Genomic DNA, 21,516 nt, shown 5'->3' on the forward strand with positions numbered 1-21,516 from the left:
TTATATTTATTTAAGCATACATGAAAAGCAATTTGTAATAAGACATTTACAATAACAATCTATATGTTCAATTCATAATTAATAACACTACGAATGATAAAATCCTGCAACATGAAAACGTTAAAACAGTTTTGTTTAATTGTAATTTCACTTACGCTAATTAATTGTTCTTCTGCACAAGATAGCAAGCATACTGCTAAAAGTCCAGAACAAGGTCTGCTTAGTATTGAAACTGGTTTAACAATTACCAAAGTAAGAACTGCAGTAAACAAAAATCAAACCTATATAGCAGCAACTAGTTATGAAGGCACTATTGTAGCAGTAAGTTATAGTGGAAATGTTTTATGGAAAAACAAACTGTCTGGTTATATGAACCATGATATTTGGGCAGCAGATATTAATAATGATGGTAACGATGAGATTTTAGCAGCCAATGCAGATGGTTCTGTGTATTGCTTAGATAATAAAGGTAATTTACTTTGGCAATTTAAACAGAATGACGCACCAATGTATTCAGTATGTGTTGTTAATAAAGACAGCAAAGCGTATGTAATTTGTGGTGGTTTTGATAATAGTTTCTACTATGTATCTCCAAAAGGAGAACTGGTAAACGAAATAGCTTCAAAAACGTATTCTATAGAAAAACCATTTGGTAAATCACATAAAGAATTACCGCCATCTGGTTTACATGTTACCAATTTTTTAAGACCAGGAAAGCTTAATGGAAAAGAGATATTAATTGTTAATGGCGTTCAAAACAGTATGAATGGAGATGGTTCAATCTATTTATTTAATCCTTTAGAGAAGTTACCTTTTGAAACTGTTAGTGTAAAAAAACGTGGACCTTATGGAGACTTAAGAGTTGTTGATGCTAATGCAGATGGCAGTAGTGAAATTTTATTAGGACGAACTGGAGCTAAGGCAAAAGGAATGACTTTTCGTATTATTGATACAAAATCTCCAAATAATCAAAGCATTCAAGATCTAAATAAAGCTAAAGACAAAACATCATTAAAAAGAGGCATGTATCGTGTAATTCAACCAGAAGTTATAAATAACAACGGCAAACCAGCTTACATGGCTTTATTTGGAAGTAACATTGTTATTTCAAATATTGGAGAGCCACAAGCTAATGCTGAAGTAATACCAACACGATTTTCTTTTAACGATATGTATAAAGATCCTAATGCTAACAAAGTAATATTAGCAAGTGCACAAAGTGGTGGAAGCGCTGTCCATATTATTGATTTTAGTAATAAAGATTGGAAAAGCGCTTATAAGAAGTTGAATCCACCAGGAAAAATTCAAGAGATTCTATCTAATTCAGCAGAAATTAAACAAAATTTAAAAAGCTTTAAAAAGCCTTCATATCAAAAAGAATCTGCTCCAGTTTATTTCATGTCAGAAAACAGAAGAAAAAATGGTACTGCAGAACCTATTGAAAGAATTGAAGCCAAGTACAATAATCCAATTTTCTTAACGGGAGGAAACTTTGATAAAGAAAAATGGGATCGTTCTGCAATGGCAAGTGAGAAATATAAAAATAAGCGAGATAGAAGAATGAAATATATTTTATCTCAAAACGAAGTGTTAGAAATTATTAAGAAAAAGCATCAAAAATCTAATGGTAAAGGTATTTCATATTGGGGAGGACACGGTAACGATCCATTTATGTATCAAGTAGAAACTACTAAAAAAGGTATGGATTTTGCCAATGGAAATAAAACAGTATTAATTTACCCAGAAGTTGTTGATGCTTCAGAGGAATTTAAATATGTTATGAATGAAATGTATTGGCCTTTAGCAAATCATGCTAAGACCAGAAATGGTAATTTGTACATGCGTAACAAGCATTTGTTTTGGCAAGCAGATGTTTACATGCCAATGTGGAAGCCTTTAGTTTCTGGTAAATATGCAAACGTATTTGTGCCAGCAATGGAGGAAACAACAGATAAGTCTATGGAGCTAAGTTTTACTTCAAGACTAGGACTTTGGGCTAGTGGATCTGTAGATAGTTGGGGTGCACGTGGTGCTAGAGATAATACTAGTTTTGATCGTTTACGTCAGCATTCTAACCAAACGTTGCCAAACCATTTTTTAAGAACCATGGTATATTCTATTGCCAGTGGTGCACAGTATATCGATAACTTTCCAGTAGATCAAGAGTATATGAGTTTACTTTGGGATTTAATAGCCGAAGGTGCATTATACGTTCCAGAACGTTCTGATATTTTAAGTTTTTCGCCTGTACATTTAAGTATTAATAATCCTAATGAAGAGTACGTAACAAGCTCAAGCAATGTAAAATGGTTAACGTTTTTTAAAAAGGAAGGAGATAATTTAGATGACTTTGCATTTAGTAGATTAAATGGGACTTGGCCAGGTGCACCATTAACCGAATGGGATTTTTCAAGGTATGCTGCAGGAGCAAAGGAGAGACGCTTAAATTTTATTCCGAAGTATAATAATGGTATGGTATTAATAACACCACCTCAAAACGGCGTTTTTGCAGACAAAGAAGCAGTTAGAAAACCTTTAGTTGAAAATATTCATCCATGGTATAAAGATATTATGAAAGAATATCATACTGATGGTAAAAACTATATGTCGGCAGATGGTACAGAAACTTTTCAGCCAAGCGAATATTACAAAGTAATAGAAGAAGATATTAAAAATAGTGCGTCTAAACTACCATTATCAGTTTCAGGAAATGTAGGTTGGGTTGTAGCACAAACTGGGCCCAAAAATTTACGATTAACCATTGTTGAAAATGGATATATTAATCCCAATGCAGCAACAGCTAGTGTTAAGATTAATAATATTAAAGTGGTGAAAATTAAAGATATTTTAAATAATGAAGAGTTTAAAGCGAATGCAAATTCTGAAATTAAAATTGAAATACCACTAGGAGGCTTTCGTTTTATTGATATTGAACTTGAAAACGAATTATAAAAGTTCGTATTGATAGATACATTTTATGTATTAGTAAATACAAATGTTGCTTAATCTTTTACTTAATTTATAGAACAATTTAAAGATTAATGAATTAGTCTAAATTGATTCAGCATTAAAGCCGAAATAACATTACGCTATTCCGGCTTTTTATTTCATTAGAAATCTCTTAAAACAACCAAATGAAAACATATAGTTTCAAAATAATTCTACTTGCAATAATTATCAGTTTCAATAGCTGTGATACCAAGCAAAAGGAAGTAGCTGTAAATAACACGAACAATAGAGATCAACCAAACATCATCCTTTTTGTATCAGACGACCACGGAACAGATGCTTTAGGAGCTTACGGTAATCCAATCATTAAAACACCAAATTTAGATAAATTAGCTTCTGAGGGCACCAAATTTACAAATGCCTATTGTACCAGTGCAAGCTGTGCAGCAAGTCGTTCTGTTATATTATCTGGTCAATTTGGTCATGCCACAGGTTCTTATGGGCATGTACACGATTATCATCATTTTAGTACTTATGATAGTATTAAATCACTTCCCGTATTACTTAGTAAAGCTGGTTATGAAACAGCTCGAATTGGAAAATATCATGTTGCACCAGAAAAAGTATATCATTTTAATCAAGTATTAGAGGCAGATCCAAGAAACACCGTTGAAATGGCAGAACAATGTGCAGATGTGCTAAACTCAGACAAACCATTCTTCCTATATTTCTGTACAGACGATCCACATAGAGGTCATCCATTTACTCCAGATCCTTGGGATGCACCAAACAGTTTTGGAAACAAAAAACAAGGGTATAAAGATGTTGAAACAATTACTTACAAACCTGAAGACGTTTTAGTGCCAGCATTTTTACCAGACACCAAACAAACACGAGAAGAAATTGCAGAATATTATCAAAGTGTATCGCGAATTGATCAAGGTTTTGGGAAACTAATGCAAATGCTAAAAGACACTGGCAAAGCAGAAAACACAATTGTATTTTATATATCAGACAACGGAATGGCATTTCCTGGAGCAAAAACTACAGTGCACGAACCAGGAATTAAATTACCATGTATTATAAAAGACCCAACTAAAGATGCTAAGGGAATTACTAGTGACGCTATGATTTCTTGGGTAGATTTAACACCAACCATTCTAGATATGGCTAAGGTCGATTTTGAGCGAAATAAATTTCATGGAAATTCTTTTAACGATGTCATAGGAAAAGAAAAAGTTGAAGGTTGGGACGAAATTTATGCTTCACACACGTTCCACGAAATCACCATGTATTACCCAATGCGTGTGGTAAGAAGTGATAATTATAAACTTATTTGGAACATAGCATACCAACTAGAATACCCATTTGCATCAGATTTGTGGGCATCGTCTACATGGCAAGCTATTTACAGAAATGACATCGAGTATTTTGGACCTAAAAAAGTAAAAGATTATTTATTCAGACCAGAGTTTGAGTTATACGATTTAAGTAAAGATCCAAACGAATCTAATAATCTAGCAACAAATGAAGCTTTTAAAGAGGTGTTAGAAACTATGCAAACCAAAATGAAAGCCTTTCAAACCAAAACTAAAGATCCTTGGATGATTATGTGGAGTCATGATGCATCCTTACAAGGAAGTGGAGTGAATTTATAAGTTTATTTTTCCTGACAGGTTTCCAAAACCTGTAAGGTATTTTAGAAAAAAATAGTTTATCGTTAAAATATAATATGAAAAAAATTAAACATATCAGTCTACTTATCATTTTCAGTCTATTAATGTCATGTAATTCAAACGCTACGGAAATTATTGACATAGTTCATTCTGAAGGAGACATGACAATGACAATTCGAGAAGCTATTAAAAACGCCAAAGAAAAAGATATCAAACTTGTTTTCGAAAAAGGCACTTACACCTTCAAAACAGATTACGCTATTGGTAAGTACATGTATGTTACAAATCATAGTAATGGGTTCAAAAAAATAATTTTCAATTTTGATGGATTTAACTCTGTTGAAATTGAAGGAAATGGGTCAGAATTTATTTTTAATGGACAAGCCATGCCTTTCGATTTTGAGGAGTGTAATAAAATTAGAGTTAGCAATATTGTTATAGATTGGGATATTCCTTTCAGTTTTCAAGGTGATATTATTGAAATTAATAAAGCCGAAGAATGGTTCGATTTAAAACCATATACCGAAGGATTTTCTTGGGAACTAAAAAAAGGTAAAATTACATTTCCAAATATTAATGGTTTTAGCTATTCAGAATTAGGAAGCACATTATCACACAATAAAGAAACCAAAGCAGTCGATTATGGTGCTTGGGACATGTCTCTACATCCAGATTCTGTTGAAAAACAACCAAACGGATTATTGCGTTTTTACGTTAAAGGAATAAAACATTATCCTCGCGTAGGTTCTATTTTACAATCTAAAGGTGATCATGATAATAATAGATACGCACCTGCATTTTTAACCAGAAATTCAAAAGACATTGTATTTGATAAAGTAATAATTCATCACGCTTTAGGAATGGGTTTTTTGTTTGAAAGATCGGAAAACATTAAAATCATAAACTCTGGAATTTATATAAGAGAAGGTTCAGACCGAATGATATCTGCAACTGCAGATGCTACACATTTTGCCAATTGTAAAGGTGATATTTTAATAGAAAATTGCCGAATAGAAGGTATGTACGACGATGGTACAAACGTCCATGGAACCTATGTAGCAGTAGATAAAATTATCGATAGTAAAACGGTGAGAGTTGCATTAAAGCACAAACAGCAAAAGGGATTTCAGTTTGCAGGAGTTAATGATGAGGTTTGGTTTATTAAACAACCAAATCCGCAACGAAGAGAAACCAATTCTGTAACAAAAGTTAAAGTTATTAATGATGATTATACAGATTTAACCTTTACTTCCAAAATCCCAACAGATTTGAAAGTAGGAGATATTTTAGAAAATAAAACATGGAATCCAAACTTTACAATGCGCGGAAATACCATTAGGGATCATAGGGCAAGAAATATTATTATTAAAACACCAAAGAAAATAATTATTGAAGACAATGATTTGTCATCAATGATGTCTTCAATTATGTTACGAGGAGAAACTTTTTTTTGGTACGAGTCTGGTAATGTCGAAGATGTGCTAATTAGAAATAATAGATTTATCCATTGCGCTTATGGTGGCGCAGAACATGCCATTTTAAAAGTGTCACCAAGACTAGGCAAAACCTTTGATGATTCTGTGCTTTACGATAGAAATATAATCTTTGAAAACAACACCATTGAAACTTTCGATAACCGAATTATTTGGGCAGATAGAGTAGATGGATTAATAGTGAGAAACAATACTATTAAACAAACCTTTACTGAAAAACAACAATATCCTGATGCGTTTATGTTCGATTTAATTAATTGTAATAATGTCGAAATTAGTAATAATACATACGAAGGTAATTCCAAAAATGTATTGAAAGCAGATGCGGTTTCACAAAAGACATTAAAGTTTAATAGCAATAAAGGATTAAAAAAATAAACGATGAAAAAATATATTTTCATTTTTGTAATGGTATTCATTTTTACAGGATGTAAAACAAAGAATGTTGAAACTAAAACTGAGGATAAAAAAGAGGTGCAAGTCGTTTTATTAGCAGGACAATCAAACATGCAAGGTGCAGGAGATTTTGATCAATTAGATCCTTCAGAAATTAAAAGAATTGAAAAGATTTCAAGTCGAGTTTCACTAAGTTTTAATGGTGGTAAGGCAAAACCATTATCTTATTATGATAATAAACCATCAGAAAAATATGAGTTTACAAAACGCTTTGGGCCAGAAATTTTTATAGGTTTAACCTTAGCTGAAAATAATCCTGACCAAGAATTCTTATTAATAAAATGTTCACAAGGCGGAACGGCTTTATATGGCGCTTGGAATCCTAATTGGACAGCCGAAAAAGCAAAAGCTGTTGAAAAACCAAAGAAACAAAATATTAAGCTTTATAATATGCATATTCAAGATGTTAGGGCCAATCTAAAAGCATTAGAAACTCAAAATAAAACCTATAAAATTATTGGTTTGGCTTGGATGCAAGGTGAAAACGATGCGGCTAAAGAGATTAGCGCAACAACCTATGAAGCAAATCTAAAACTATTAGCCCAAAGTTATAGAGATGAATTTGGTGTCGAAAATATGCCATTTGTTATCGGACAAATTAACTCTAGATATGGTAAGTTTAAAAAACTAGGGCCTGCAATGGTAAGAAAAGCAATGGAGGATGTTGTTAATTTAGATGCAAACGCAGACATTATTAAAACAACGACAGATGCTAATTGGAGCGATTATCCAAAACATACAGATAATGTGCATTACAATGCAGAAGGACAAAGACGCTTGGGAATCGCATTTGGAGAGAAATTAATTATTTTAAACAAATAGATAAAATGAAAAAGGGTTTACTACTTGTAATAATTATTGCTTTTTTCTCGTGTAAAACGGAAAAATCTTCTAATGTTGAAACTTTTAAAAAACCAAATATTGTTTTCGTTTTAGTAGACGATTTGGGTTATGCAGATGTCGGATTTAACGGTTCTAAATATTTTCAAACACCAAATTTGGATGCCCTTGCTAAAGAAAGTTTAGTTTTAGATAATGCCTACATGTATCCAACTTGTTCTCCATCTCGAACTGCAATTTTTACAGGAAAACAATCGTTTAGAACAGGCGTTTATACCGTTCCGGTTTTAGAAAAAGGAACAGCCGAAGAAAATATTTTTTCACGATGGACAGTCGGAAAAGAACATCCAATCTATGCAGAACCTTTAGCAGAAGCTGGTTATAAATCTATTCATATTGGAAAATATCATATCGTTGGCCCATATCCTGAAAAAGAATTAGCCATGCCGTTTCCGTTTCAACAAAAACTAACACAACCAGAACCAGGAGATTATTCTTGGGTAGAAACACATAAAAAACCGGAAATTGCTCAATATTATCCAGAAGGACGTGGTTTTATAAAAAATGTTGGAGGTACTTTTAGAGGTGATCCAGGTTTTGAGGAAGGTGGTTACAAAAGTGTTGCTGGTGGTTATTGGGCACCTTTTAGTAATCCATTTATAAGAGAAAAGGCAAATGATGATTGGTTAACAGACCGATTAACAGACGAGGCTATTGACTTTATGAAATCGCATAAAACCGAACCGTTTTTAATCAACTTAAATTATTACGCAGTCCACAGAGCCATTAGGTCTAGAAGTGACGCTTTGTACGAGAAATATAAAAACAAACCTGTCGATTCTGTTTTAGGTCAAGGTATTGGTAGAAATGCTAAACTAAGAGATTTAGCCATAAAATATGCTACAATGGTGGAGTCTGTTGATGATAATATAAAACGTGTATTAGATTTTTTAGATGAAAGTGGTCTAAGAGAAAATACTATTATCATTTTCACATCAGATAATGGTTACCACAGGATGGCAAGTGCAAACAAGCAATTAAGAGGTGCAAAAGGCGATATTTACGAAGGTGGAATAAAAGTACCTATGTTAGTGAACTGGCCTGAAAAAGTAACACCAAGACGAAGTGATGTTGCGGTAACTGCTTTAGATATTTTTCCAACGTTAATGGATTTATCTAAAACGGAAGATTACGATAGTTCTGAATTAGATGGAGCTTCAATAATACCATTATTTAAAAGTGATGATAAATCACTTAACGAAAGACCATTATTTTGGCATTTGGCAAGTCGTTATAAACACGGAACCTGTTCTGTAATACGAAAAGGAGATTATAAATTAATTCAATTTTTAACTGATGGAAAATTAGAATTATACAATTTGAAAAATGATGCTTCAGAAAGTAAAAACCTTTCAGAAATGGAGTTAGGAAAATCTAAAGTATTGCTGTCGGAATTAGTAGCATGGCGAAAAGCAAATAACGTGCCTTTACCACCAAATTCTGTTTTAGAGTTTTAAATTAAACCAATTTTAGAATTATAAGTCAAAAGAACATAATCTTGTGTAAAATTAGAATAATATGAATTCAAAGTTTTTAAAATTATCAGTTTTCGTTTGTTGTTTCATGGTATTGTCTTGTAATGCACAAAAAGGAAATAAAACAACCATAACAACAGAGAAAAATATTAAAAAGAAACCTAACCTTATCATTATCCATACAGACGAGCATAATTTTAGAACCATAAGTGCGTATCAAAAATTATTATCAGAAGAGCAAGCTTTTGTTTGGGGAAAAGGGAATAATACCACGACACCAAATATTGATAGAATAGCGAATGAAGGAGCAATAAGTACAAGTTATTATGCGTCTTCGCCAGTATGCACACCTTCAAGAGCATCATTGGTTACAGGTTTATATCCACAAGCAACTGGTGCTCCAAAAAACGGATTACATTTAAGTGAGGATGTTCCAACCTTTGCAACCATTTTAAGAGACCAAGGTTATGCCACTTCTTATGTTGGTAAATGGCATTTGGCAGGTCATGATAAATATAGTTTCGGAATAAAGTATAAAGCAGGATTTGAAGACAATCGTTTTATGATGCGTGGTGGTCATGCACCATATTTCAAACTTTCTAAAGACGGTTCCGTTATAACAGGAATTAATGAAAAAGTCGCGGCTAAATTACCTGAGGAAGAAATCATTCATGTAACGGACTTCTTTACAGATAAAACACTCGAAATTCTTGAGCGCGATAAAGACAAACCATTTGCTATCATGTTATCTATTCCAGATCCGCACACACCAGATGTTGCGCGTCCGCCTTACGATGTTATGTACAAGGATTTAAAGATTGAAGCACCAAAAACAATGTCGCCAGAATACACAGCCATTAAACCATCTTGGGCAACAGATAAAACCAAGAACGAAACTATTGGCAGTAAATCTTTTGAAAATAATAAAGAAAAAAATGCCTTAAAGCAATATTTTGGAATGGTGAGTCATATCGATGATAGTGTTGGACGTATTCTTAAATTTTTGGATGATAATAATTTAGTAGAGAACACCATAATTATTTTCACTTCCGATCATGGAGATATGTTTTTTGAACACAACCGAAGAAATAAAGGTGTGCCATATGAAGCGTCTTCTAGAATTCCATTTTTGATTCGTTATCCTAAAAAAATACCATCTGAAAAAGTGATTAACACCGCATATACAAATGTAGATTTTACACCAACAATATTAAGCCTGATGGATGTAAAAACAGATGTGGAATTTCATGGTTTAGATACTTCTAAAGATTTTACAAATTCAGAAAAAGTAGTAAATAGCGATAGAATTACATATTACGCCAAGTCAGGTGGTTGGTGGGTAACAGCTGTTAGTGATCGTTATAAATTGGTTATTGATAAAAATGAGAAACCGTATTTATTCGATTTAGAAAAAGATCCAGATGAGCTAATAAACTTTTACTACGATAAAGCGTATTCAGAAATAGCAAAAATGATGCAAACAGAATTGTTTAAACAATTAAACAAGTATGATGAGCCTGGATTAAAGGCGAAACAAGGGTACGTTACTGAATAAAAAACAAAATGTATTTATTCTAGGAGACATTGAATAAATCGAGAAGCACATTATTTATCTATTGTCATATTATCTTAGTTAAAAATTAGTTTTATTATGATTAAAAAGAAATTGAATTATCACGTTTTTGGTTTTAAAATATTATTTTTTTCTTTGTGTTTAAGTATATCATCTTGTTCTAAAGACGAAGTTGCTCCACAACAAGAAATTGTACAAGAAGAGGAAGAAGAGGTAGAACAAAACAATTTTCCCAGATTAACAGATAACGAAGATCGTTTCTATACAGATAACATTCCTAATAGCGAAACCACACTACAACTAAGTGGTATCCATAGCGCAGCAGATAGTAATTTGCTAAATCAAGAAATTTTAAATCTTTCAAATGCAGGTGGTGGAATAATTAAAATTACAGGAGGAACATATTACTTACTTGATGTAAAATTAAGATCGAATGTGCAACTTAAATTTGATGCAGATGTTATTATTCAACCAGATTTAAGCGGAAATACCTTAAATAAAAACTTAAATATTTTCGACATTGGAAACGAGTTTTTGGTTCAAAATTCAGCGATTACAAATAGCCAACAAAATAGCGTAGATTCAAGCACATGGTTTACAGTGGTTATTCCAACAGGAGATTATAGAGGTGTGCGAGTAGCTGAGTTTAGTTATGCTCATAATTTTCAAATGTCTGGTTTAAAAATTGAAGACACTAACTCTGTTTTTTCGAGTATTGTGTTAAATCTATCAGATAGTAATAGCAAAGATGAAATTTCTAACAATGGCATTATAAAAGATATTATAGCTACAGATAGTCATGTTGGATATGGGATTGTTCAAATTCAAGCAGGAATAACAATTTTGTTTAAAAATCTTGATGGTGAAGGTGGAAGTACATTAAGAGTAGAAACTGGTGTATCAACCATTAATATGGACAATCAATTAACTGTTGACGATGTTGTTGGTCGTAATATAATAGGTCGATTTGGTGATGGTGTGTTAACATTTTCTCCTCATAGAGTAGATCAAGGTCGTGTGGATGTAGAAAATATTGTGGCAATCAATTCAACTTATGCAGTACGTTTGGCTGCTGGTTTTTTAGATAATTCAGGAACATTAGATAATATTGGGACTTTTAACAATTTGTCTTACGTTGGGAATATTACGTGTACAGGTGGAAATGGAGCACAAATAAAATCTAAAGATTATCCGTTTTTTAACTGTGTGGATAGACAGATTATAATTGATAGTCCATGGAATGTAGATGAAGAAAGTAAATCAGGTAAATCCATTGGTGTTTTTAGAGACAATTCAAGCCAAGCAAGTGGATGTGAAGATGGGTGTTATGAGGTTAATATTGAAAATATTAATATAACTAACGATGATTTTGAAAATGGAGCAGATTACATAATTAACAGTATGAAAATAAATTGCTAGTACAACTGGATAAAAATAAAAAACGTAAATAATGAAAATTACATCATATAAATTAATTCTTTTTTTAGTTATTAATTCAATGCTTTTTTCGTGTAATACACAAAAAGAGAAAGTAAAGGAACAAAAGCAACCAAATATTCTTTGGATTTTTGCGGAAGATTTATCGCCTTTTATGGGATGTTATGGTGATTCAATTAATAAAAATGCAACACCTGCTATAGATAAACTAGCTTCAGAAGGTGTACTGTTTAATCGTGCGTACACAACAGCTCCTGTATGTTCTGCAGCACGTTCGGCATTAATTACTGGGGTTATGCAAACAACAACTGGAACACATAACCACAGGTCTAGTAGAGTGCCAGATGTGGTTGTGCCAGAAGCGTTACGTATAAATCTGCCTGATGGCATGAAAACAATACCTGAATTGATGCGAGAAGCAGGATATTTCACCTTTAATAATGGAAAAGACGATTATAATTTTCATTACAATAGAAGAGATTTATACACTGTAAGTACAAAAGACGATTATAAACCAGGAATGAATGGATGGCAAGGAAACTTTCCTAAGCATAAAATGTCTGCAACCCAAGATGCTTGGAGTTCAAGACCAGATAAAAACCAACCTTGGTTTGGACAAATTCAAATAGATGGAGGAAAAGCGCATGCTAAATACGTTAGAGAAGGAGAAGTTTTAGCTGATAATGCCGTTCCTGTTCCTCCATATTTTCCAAACATTCCATCACAGCAAAGTGCATGGACAGATCATTATAATGCCAATCGTGGTGCAGATGTTAATGTAGAAACCATTTTAAAACAATTAGAAGCAGATGGCGAATTAGAAAACACTATTATTTTCTTTTTCTCAGATCACGGAAGTCCAGTGTCATTGCGTCACAAGCAATTTTGTTACGAAGGTGGTATGTTAGTACCATTAATGATTAAAGGAAATCTTCCAGCTTTAAAATCTGGAACAATTAGAAACGATTTAGTGTCGCTTTTAGATATTTCGGCAACTACTTTAGCTATGGGGAAAGCCAAAATGCCTGAGTATTTAGATGGTCAAGATTTATTTTCAGAAACGTTTAGCAACCAAGAATATGTAATTGGAGCAAGAGATCGTTGCGATTATACTATTGATAGAATTAGAACTGTAGTTTCTGAAGATTATCGATATATTAAAAACTTTTATCCTAACAGACCAATGATGCAAGCTGGTTACAGAGATAAAAAAGCAATTGTAAAAGATTTAAAAAAGGCTTTCAAAGAAGGAAAACTAACACCATATCAAGCAGAACATTGGTTTGGAGTAAGACCTATTGAAGAATTATACGATTTAAAAGCAGATCCACATCAAATAAACAATCTTGCTACTAATCTAGAATTTGCTACAATTCTTAAAGAACATAGAGATGTATTAGAAAACTGGATTAAAGAAACGGATGATAAAGGGCAATATCCTGAAGATGCAGCGCAATTAGAAGCAACTTATAATTTGTGGAAAGACAGACCTCGTTTTAAAAACGCGAAGGTTAACCCAGAGTATGATCAGTTTAAAAAATAAGTTAAGATTTTTTTACAGAGCCATTCAACTTGTAAGTATAGCTTAAAACAATATAGCGACCTAAACTTTGAGACGTAGTTTCTTCAAAGTAGTTTGTTGTACTGTTTCTGTATATATCCACATCTTTATTTAGTAAATCTATAAGTACTAATTTTACAATACTATTTCTTTGTTCTGAAAAGGAATAAGATATTGCTGCATTCCAAAGTGATAATTTTTGATTTGAAGAAAAGGCATCATCAGAAAACAGAATATAATCAAACTGTGAGTTAACATTCAACTGATTTGTGAAGTTGTAATCTATAGAAGTAAAATACTGTTGTTTGGAGTATTCTCTATTCAAATCTTGTTCTATAGAAAAAGAGGTGTTGTTAATACTATATTCGGTACCAACTTTAATATCTATTTTGTTTTTACGGGTATTTTCAATAAGTGTACTAAATCTATAATCTTGCGAGGTAACTTCATTAAGAGTTTGATTAATTAAAGAATTTGTCGTGCTATAACTCGTGTTGTTTTTAAGGGAGTAGCGCAACCCTAAAGTTTTAATTTTTTTACTAAATCTTATGTTGGCATTTAGCAATCTTCTATTACCTTCATTTTTGTAACCTCTTGTTCTTATAAAGTTATCATCTATAGATATGCTTTGTATAATAGCGTTTGTAGCATATTGATATTGAAATTTGGACCAAAAGCTAACACCAGATTTGTAATTATTTAGCACAGCAAGTAGTGCCAAATTATGCAGTTTTTCGGGTTTTAAATCTGGATTTCCAACTCTAATAAAATTAGGATTTAAATCATTAATTACCGTAGAATTTTGCGAAGAATTAGGTGCTTTAACAGATTTACTATAATTTATCCTGTATTTATACCCTCTTTTTGGCTTGTATTGCGCAAATACAATAGGATTAAAATAATATTTGTTTTTTCGTATTGAGTTTTCCGTAACCACACCATAAGAGCGATTAAGATCTTGCATACCTAAAGCAGAATAAAAATTGAATTTTTTATTGTTATAACTATAGCCAAGCCTTGTTTGAGCACTTAACTCTTTAGTAGCATATTTAAAAGCAAGTGTATCTTCTGTACTAGTTGTGGTTTGAGTATGTCTTGTTTGATTAACGTCTTCTTTCTCAACTTTATTTGTAAAATACGTGTCTAATTTTAAGTAATGATTTTTGGCTATCGGTTCTGTATATTTAAAATTGAAATCTATAATAGAGGTATTAAAGGCTTCATTTCTTAAAGCAGAAATATTTCGTGTCGATTCATTAGTATTGCCAATGTTTCTAATGTTAAATGTATTCTGATTATTGTTCTTTGTTAAATCAGTTAATCTTGTATTTAAACCAACCTTAAAGCTTCGTCCTACTTTTGCTAAGCGTTGGTAATAGTCAATTTTTAAATTACCGTATGTTCTTTTAAAATCGTTATTAAATTTTTGATTATTTGTTGTTGCTAATGCTCCTAAATCGTTAATATAGGTTTCGTCTCTATTGGTGTCTGTAAATGTTTTGTCTGAAGTAATTCGACCTTTTATAGTTAGACTTTTTGTTTTAGACGCTTTATTAATGTAATTAAAATTAAGATTATGTTTGTTTATAGTTTTTACATTTTGATTAAGTGAGTTATAATCAAAATTATTATTATTATTATTGGAGAAAGAAATACGTTTAGAATTTGAAACACCATCATTGTCTGAAAAATTGAAGAAATAATCAGCATTAAAAGATTCTTTATCTTTAAATTCATGACCAATATGTATACCTGTAACTGCAGTAGTTAAGAAGCCATTTAAACTTTTACTTCGTTTAGCATTATTTTCATCCTCTCCAGAGTCGTCATCAATACCATCGGCATTTTCAAGAAAACTTTGAATATTAGAACCTGTAACGTTAATATTATTGAATTTGCCAATTATAGAAAATTGTGTTTTTGAAGAAAACTGATTGTAATTTAAATTACCAAAGTAGCGACTATCCAACCCTAGTCCTCCAGATAGCTTCCCGAAGCCACGATTCTTTTTAGATTTTTTTAAAGTGAAATTAATAACCACTTCCTTATTACCATCATCTACCCCAGTGAGTTCGGCTTCATCACTTTTCTTGTCAATAACTTCTACTTTAGAAATGGCATCTGCTGATAAATTTTTTAATACAATGGAAGGATCACCACCAAAAAACTCTTTTCCATCCACAAAAATTCTAGCTATAGGTTCTCCTTGCGCAAGTACTTTTCCGTCTGCATCTAACTCAATTCCGGGTAGTTTTTTTAATAATCCTTCAATATTATCACCGGGATTGACTTTAAAGGAATTAGCATTATAAGCTATAGTGTCGTTTTTAATTTGAATAGGAGCAGAAACAGTAATAACCACTTCGTCTAAATCATTATTATCTTCTTCTAGTGTAATAGTATTAAAATCTATAAGCTCATTATTATAAACGAAACTTTTAAAATAAGGCTTATAACTAATATAGTTTAGTTGAAGTAATAAGGAATCCTTAGGAAGGTCGTAAAGGCTAAAATCGCCATTAACATCTGTTGTTATAGAATTAACATAAGTAGAATCACTTTGTTGTAAAACAGCTACTGATACGTATTCTAATGGTTCTTGACCATAACCAAGAATTTTACCTTTTATAGCAATATTATCTTGAGCAAATGTAAATGTTATGCTTATTATAAAAGTAATAAGAGACAATAATATTTTAGATTTGGTTTGCTGCATTGGTTGGTTGAGTATACATGTAATTTACTTTGGACTAAGTCAAAGTAAAATGGTTTAAGCTAAACTGAAAAAGTCAAAACACAAACGGTTTTGACTTTTAGCAGACTAATTGTTTGAGGCTATTTTTTCTTCTTTCCTTTTTTCTTTCCTTTTGTAGCAAATTCAACTAAAGACAAAGCTCCATCTTCGTTAGCATCTTTTCTTTTCAAAATTTTTGCTGCATCAAATGCTTCACCTTTTTTATTTTCCTTTCCTTGATAAAAAGCAGTTAATTCTTCTAAACTAATAGACTTATCACTATTTGCGTCAGCCTTATTAAATTGCTTTTCTACTTTAGTGTCAATATCCTGTGCATAAGTTTGAGAAAAAGTAAATAATGCTGCTACTGCCAATGTTATTTTTAAGTATTTCATTTTTTTTAAGTGTATTAAAATTATAGTATAAATATATCTAAGATTGTACCAGAATATGTTTTTGTAGGTAAATAAAATGTACGCTTAGATAAATAAGAGCCATTTTTTAAGCCCATCAACAGTGGATTTATAAAATTTACTGCTAAAGACATTTTCTAAACCAATAACAACAATTTTTTAGTAGTTTCATTCGATATTTACATTAAACATTAATTGTTATAGCCACATGACCATCCAAAATGTATTTATAAAAAGTAGTATTGTGCTATTTACTATGATTTTGTTTTCTTGTAAAAGTCAGGAAGATAAACTAGTTGTAAGTCTTGATAAACCAAATATCATTTTGTTATTTATAGACGATTACGGTTGGTCGGATATTGGTTATCGTAATGATGTATTTCAAACACCAAATCTAGATCAGTTTAAAAAGGAGAGTTTAGATTTTAATCGTGCATATATACCAACACCAACTTGTAGTCCAAGCAGATTGTCTATTTTAACAGGAAAGGAAGCCATTAGGTTAGGTATGCCAAGACATATTGCAATTGATCCAGGAAATCCAGGTGCAGAATATAATTTATGGCCTAAAGATCCTGTGCAACGTCCATCTCGAAATTATTTACCACTAGAAGAGATTACCTATGCCGAACGTTTAAAAGAGCTTGGTTACTACAACATGTTTGTTGGTAAGTGGCACTTAGGCCATCAAGGTCGCTATCCTACAGATCAAGGTTTTGATGCAGATTATGGCACAACAGATGCTGGACATCCAAAAAGTTATTACTATCCGTTTTTTAAAGCTAAAGACGATCCAAAAGGATTTTTAAAATCTGGACTTAAAGAAGGTGACTACCTTACAGATGTCTTGACGGATGGTGCCGTCAACTTTATAAAAGATTATGATAAAGACGAACCGTTTATGTTGTCTTTTTGGTATTATTCAGTGCATGGTCCATCCATTGGAAGAGAGGATTTACTTAAAAAATACCAAGATGCAGGATTAAAAGGGAAATACGCACATCATGCTGCAATGGTAGAAGCGATGGATGAATCTGTTGGTCGTGTTAGAGAAGCAATAGAAGCTAAAGGAATAGCCGATAATACAGTAATTATAATAATGTCAGATCAAGGAGGTGCTTATACAAATGCGCCATTAAGTGGAGGTAAAAAAGGAGGGAACGCTTTAGGCGAAGGAGGCGCAAGAGTACCATTGTTAATAAACTATCCAGGTATAACAAAAGCAAACACAGAAACAAATATTCCTGTACAATCTATAGACTTATATCCAACGTTAATGGAAATAGCTTCAGGAAAAAAATACGATAATAAAGACATTCAAGGCGTGAGTTTAATGCCAATTTTAAAAGGTGAAACTATTAAGAACCGAAGTCTATACTTCTTCCGAAGTTATGAAGACCAATATGCAGCAGTTATTAATGGGAATTGGAAATTAATAAAATACCATAGCGGAAAGTTTCAACTTTTTAATGTTGCTGAAGATATTAGCGAACAAAACAATTTAATTGGAACAGGATTAAAAATTGAAGAAGAATTAAAAACGAATATTGCTGCATGGGAAGCTGAAGCAGTGCCGGAATACTAAATAATAACGAGATGAGATCATTTTTAAAAATCACTATAGGTCTATTGTTGGTTACAAATGTTTATTCGCAAACCTTACCTTTAGATAACACATTTTTTAATCCAACTATAGGAGCTGAAACACAAACTATTTCTGCATCTGGAGGAACGGGAGACGATTCGCAAACACTTCAAAACGCTATTAATACTGTAAATACTGCAGGTGGTGGAAAAGTAATTGTTAACGCAGGGATTTATAGAGTTTTGGAAGTTAATTTACGGTCTAATGTGCATCTTGAAGTTAATTCTGGTGTTACGTTTTTACCATTTAATCCTTCAGCTTCGGCAAATAATGCTTTGTTTAATGCAGATTTAAATACCGGAATAAATAATTTTAGTCTTATTGGTATTGGAGGTAATTTTACTATAGATTTTACAGCATTAGCAGCTACCATCAGGATAAGAGCTATTTCTTTCAAATATTGTAGCAATTTTAAAGTCTCTAACTTTAATATAATAGATAATTATACTGAGTTTTCTTCATTAGCTTTTGGTAGTAATTACACGACCACATCTACAGCATCAGGCACAAGAATTAATAATATTAGAGGTATTCCTAATGGAGGAATTATCGAAAATATATCTATGACCAATGGACATTATGGCTTTGGATTAGTACAAACACAAGGTGGTAAAAATTTGTTGTTTAGAAATTTGTCAACGGTTGGTGGTGCTACACTCAGACTAGAAACAGGATTCAACTTATTACAATACACAGAGCTTTATAATTTTAATGATATAAAATTAGATAATATTTGGGCTAGAAATATCGCATGTACCAATGGACAAAGTGCTTTGCAATTGTCTCCACACACCTTAAGTCAAGGATATTTTAATGCTGAAAATATTACTGCAACTAGCTGCGAAATGGCTGTAGTTTGGGCTGCAGGGTTTGCTACAAATACACAAGAGACAGATGGTTTAATACCAGGTTCTTTTGATGAGACTTCTAAAATTAGAAATGTAACCGCAACTTTTGGACAAAATGCTCAAATGAGAGATTCTAGATTGCGTTATATTCCTTGTCAGTTAAGAGTGGAAAGATCTGGAGGTATTGGTGTAGCATCAGCCTTAAACACAGATGGAGAAAGCAGAACTGCGCCTTCTCCGGGAGCAGTACTTAGCGAAGAGGACAGGCCAGGATATTATACATTAGATTTTCCAGATACAGAAGTTACTGCAATTGGGTACAATATTGCAGCACATTACTTGCCTACAAATGCTATTTTTAAAAGCAGTGTTGATGATTATGAGGTTTGTAATGAATCTGTAAACGGAGTAAACTTTTTTATACCTAATGGCTATCAAAACACACCTAATCCTAGAAATCCATTAGAAAATGGAACACTATCAGTTACTAATCTTGCATTAGAAAGTATCGTTATTTATCCAAACCCAACAACTAATATTTTAAACATTATACTACCAAATAATATGGAAGGTGGAGCTGTTCAGTGGTATAATATTCTAGGAAAACGGGTTGGTAGTTACCAATTGCAATCACAAAATAAAATAGACGTTTCGCATTTAAGTAATGGAGTCTATATTTTAAAATTTGGTAAAACTGGTATGGTGAAGAAAGTTGTAATTAATTAATGCTTCAACCATAAAATTTAATTTTAGAACATAAGTTTTTAGTCTATGAAAATATATACAAAACACTTCATTTTTATTATAGCATTAAGTTTAATACTTACAGCATGTGAAAAATCAAAGTCACAAACAAAAGAAGCTATTATAGAAAAGAAGCAACCCAACATTATCTGGCTTATGGCAGAAGATATGAGCACAGATTTAGCTTGCTATGGTTTACCAAATGTAAAAACACCATACTTAGACAAGATGGCTACAGAAGGCATTAGGTTTGATAATGCATTTGTAACCAATCCAATATGTTCGCCAAGTCGATCTGCTATGATAATTGGAACACATCAAGTTAAAACAAATACGCATCATCATAGAAGTAATAGAGAAGTTCCTTTAGATAAACAATTTACTCCATTTACTCAGAAATTACGAGAAGCAGGATACACCACTATTTTGGGTAACCATGCGGTCATGAAAAAAGGACGTAAAATCGACGTTAATTTTAAGCATGAAGCTTTAGGAGAGTGGGATGGAGAATCAAAATTTGGTCTGTTTGATAAGTATGATACTTTTGAAAAAGCAGACGAGCCTTTCTTTGCTCAAATTCAATTAGCTGTAACGCATAGAGGAGATTGGTGGGACCAAGTACGAAGTGAATCTAAACATCCTGTAAATCCTGATACAGTAGAAATGCCACCATATATGGCAGATCATCCTGCTATACGATTAGATTGGGCTAAATACTTAGACCAAATCGAATATATGGATAATGAAGTCGGCATGATTTTTAAAGAACTCGAAGATAAGGGAATGGCAGATAATACAGTTGTCATTTTTATTGGAGATAATGGTCGTTGCAATATTCGTGGTAAAGGCTATTTACACGATCCAGGATTACGTATTCCTTTAATAGTCTATTATCCAGAACAATTTAAAGGTGGAGAAGTTCGAAAAGATGTTGTGAGTGCTACAGATATAACAGCTAGTATTTTAGAATTTGCTAATATTAAAATTCCTGAATACATGACAGGTCAGCCTATGTTCAATGAAAATTTCAATAGAGAATATGTCTATGGAGCAAGAGATTTATGGGATGAAATTCCAGAAGAATCTCGAGGAATAACTTCTGATGAGTGGAAATATATAAGAAACGATAAACCAGAAATTCCTTTCGATGCACACCAAGGATATTTAGAATTTTACAGACCAGCAGTTCATGTTATGCGAACGTTGAAAAAAGAAGGAAAGCTAACTAAAGAACAAGCATTCTTTTTTGAAGATTCTAAACCAGTAGAAGAATTATATAATTTAATAAATGATCCCTTTGAATTAGTGAATCTAGCAGACAACCCTCAATACGAGGGTTTGTTAGCTGATTTAAGAGAAAAAACAATAGGTTTTGACAACCTAATGAAACCAGTAAGCATTATTTATAATCCAAAAAACATGGACCAAACTATTGGTTTGGTTAAATGGATAAAAACAGAGCATCCAGAAATTCAAAAACAAATGGAGGAAGGAGTAGAAGTAGGTTTTAAGAAATGGGGAAAGGAGTATAGAAATTATTTAAAGAATCAAAAATAAAAACTAATTAATATAACGAGCTGCTCAAAATTATATAGTCAAAGAGAATGACTAA

At 32.2% G+C, this 21,516-nt stretch carries 13 protein-coding genes; 11 read left to right on the forward strand and 2 right to left on the reverse strand.

From position 1 onward, the window contains the following. Window positions 1–111 precede the first annotated feature (111 nt). The 8 genes from ASC44_RS00485 (at window position 112) to ASC44_RS00520 (ending at window position 13,502) form a co-directional block, all read left to right on the forward strand. Window positions 112–2,952, forward strand: coding sequence for an outer membrane protein assembly factor BamB family protein (locus tag ASC44_RS00485; protein WP_055445664.1), 2,841 nt, complete (start codon window positions 112–114; stop codon window positions 2,950–2,952). 182 nt (window positions 2,953–3,134) lie between these two features. Next, complete coding sequence (locus tag ASC44_RS00490; protein ID WP_055445665.1) at window positions 3,135–4,607, forward strand: sulfatase family protein; 1,473 nt, start codon at window positions 3,135–3,137, stop codon at window positions 4,605–4,607. A gap of 74 nt (window positions 4,608–4,681) precedes the next feature. After that, a complete protein-coding gene (locus ASC44_RS00495; RefSeq protein WP_055445666.1) occupies window positions 4,682–6,496 on the forward strand; it encodes an alpha-1,3-galactosidase-related protein in 1,815 nt (604 codons plus the stop codon). Window positions 6,497–6,499: 3 nt separating this feature from the next. Further along, window positions 6,500–7,396: a sialate O-acetylesterase gene (locus ASC44_RS00500; RefSeq protein ID WP_055445667.1), complete on the forward strand. Its 897-nt coding sequence runs from the start codon at window positions 6,500–6,502 to the stop codon at window positions 7,394–7,396. A gap of 5 nt (window positions 7,397–7,401) precedes the next feature. Next, complete coding sequence (locus tag ASC44_RS00505) at window positions 7,402–8,931, forward strand: sulfatase (protein ID WP_055445668.1); 1,530 nt, start codon at window positions 7,402–7,404, stop codon at window positions 8,929–8,931. 61 nt (window positions 8,932–8,992) lie between these two features. Next, on the forward strand, window positions 8,993–10,504 hold the full coding sequence (locus ASC44_RS00510) for a sulfatase family protein (protein ID WP_083476206.1): 1,512 nt from the start codon (window positions 8,993–8,995) through the stop codon (window positions 10,502–10,504). A 96-nt stretch (window positions 10,505–10,600) separates the two neighbouring features. Next, window positions 10,601–11,941 carry a hypothetical protein gene (locus ASC44_RS00515; protein ID WP_055445670.1) on the forward strand — a complete coding sequence of 447 codons (1,341 nt, stop codon included), beginning with the start codon at window positions 10,601–10,603 and terminating at the stop codon, window positions 11,939–11,941. 31 nt (window positions 11,942–11,972) lie between these two features. After that, window positions 11,973–13,502, forward strand: coding sequence for a sulfatase family protein (locus tag ASC44_RS00520; RefSeq protein WP_203458116.1), 1,530 nt, complete (start codon window positions 11,973–11,975; stop codon window positions 13,500–13,502). Window position 13,503: 1 nt separating this feature from the next. On the opposite strand, the gene ASC44_RS00525 is transcribed toward ASC44_RS00520, so the two are convergent. Both ASC44_RS00525 and ASC44_RS00530 read right to left on the reverse strand, forming a co-directional pair. Beyond that, on the reverse strand, window positions 13,504–16,236 hold the full coding sequence (locus tag ASC44_RS00525) for an outer membrane beta-barrel protein (protein WP_055445672.1): 2,733 nt from the start codon (window positions 16,234–16,236) through the stop codon (window positions 13,504–13,506). Window positions 16,237–16,355: 119 nt separating this feature from the next. Then, window positions 16,356–16,649: a CREC-EF hand family protein gene (locus tag ASC44_RS00530; RefSeq protein ID WP_055445673.1), complete on the reverse strand. Its 294-nt coding sequence runs from the start codon at window positions 16,647–16,649 to the stop codon at window positions 16,356–16,358. Between the two features lie 226 nt (window positions 16,650–16,875). On the opposite strand from ASC44_RS00530, the gene ASC44_RS00535 reads away from it, so the two are divergent. Genes ASC44_RS00535 through ASC44_RS00545 form a run of 3 tightly spaced genes read left to right on the forward strand, consistent with a single transcriptional unit; the run spans window position 16,876 to window position 21,461 of the window. Next, the gene (locus ASC44_RS00535) at window positions 16,876–18,252 is read left to right on the forward strand and encodes a sulfatase (RefSeq protein ID WP_241491378.1); all 1,377 of its coding nucleotides are present in this window, start codon (window positions 16,876–16,878) and stop codon (window positions 18,250–18,252) included. A gap of 11 nt (window positions 18,253–18,263) precedes the next feature. Continuing rightward, the gene (locus ASC44_RS00540) at window positions 18,264–19,886 is read left to right on the forward strand and encodes a T9SS type A sorting domain-containing protein (RefSeq protein WP_083476207.1); all 1,623 of its coding nucleotides are present in this window, start codon (window positions 18,264–18,266) and stop codon (window positions 19,884–19,886) included. A gap of 45 nt (window positions 19,887–19,931) precedes the next feature. After that, complete coding sequence (locus tag ASC44_RS00545; protein WP_055436932.1) at window positions 19,932–21,461, forward strand: sulfatase family protein; 1,530 nt, start codon at window positions 19,932–19,934, stop codon at window positions 21,459–21,461. Window positions 21,462–21,516: the final 55 nt, after the last annotated feature.

It is taken from the genome of Lacinutrix mariniflava (assembly GCF_001418015.1).
Classification (GTDB): domain Bacteria; phylum Bacteroidota; class Bacteroidia; order Flavobacteriales; family Flavobacteriaceae; genus Lacinutrix; species Lacinutrix mariniflava.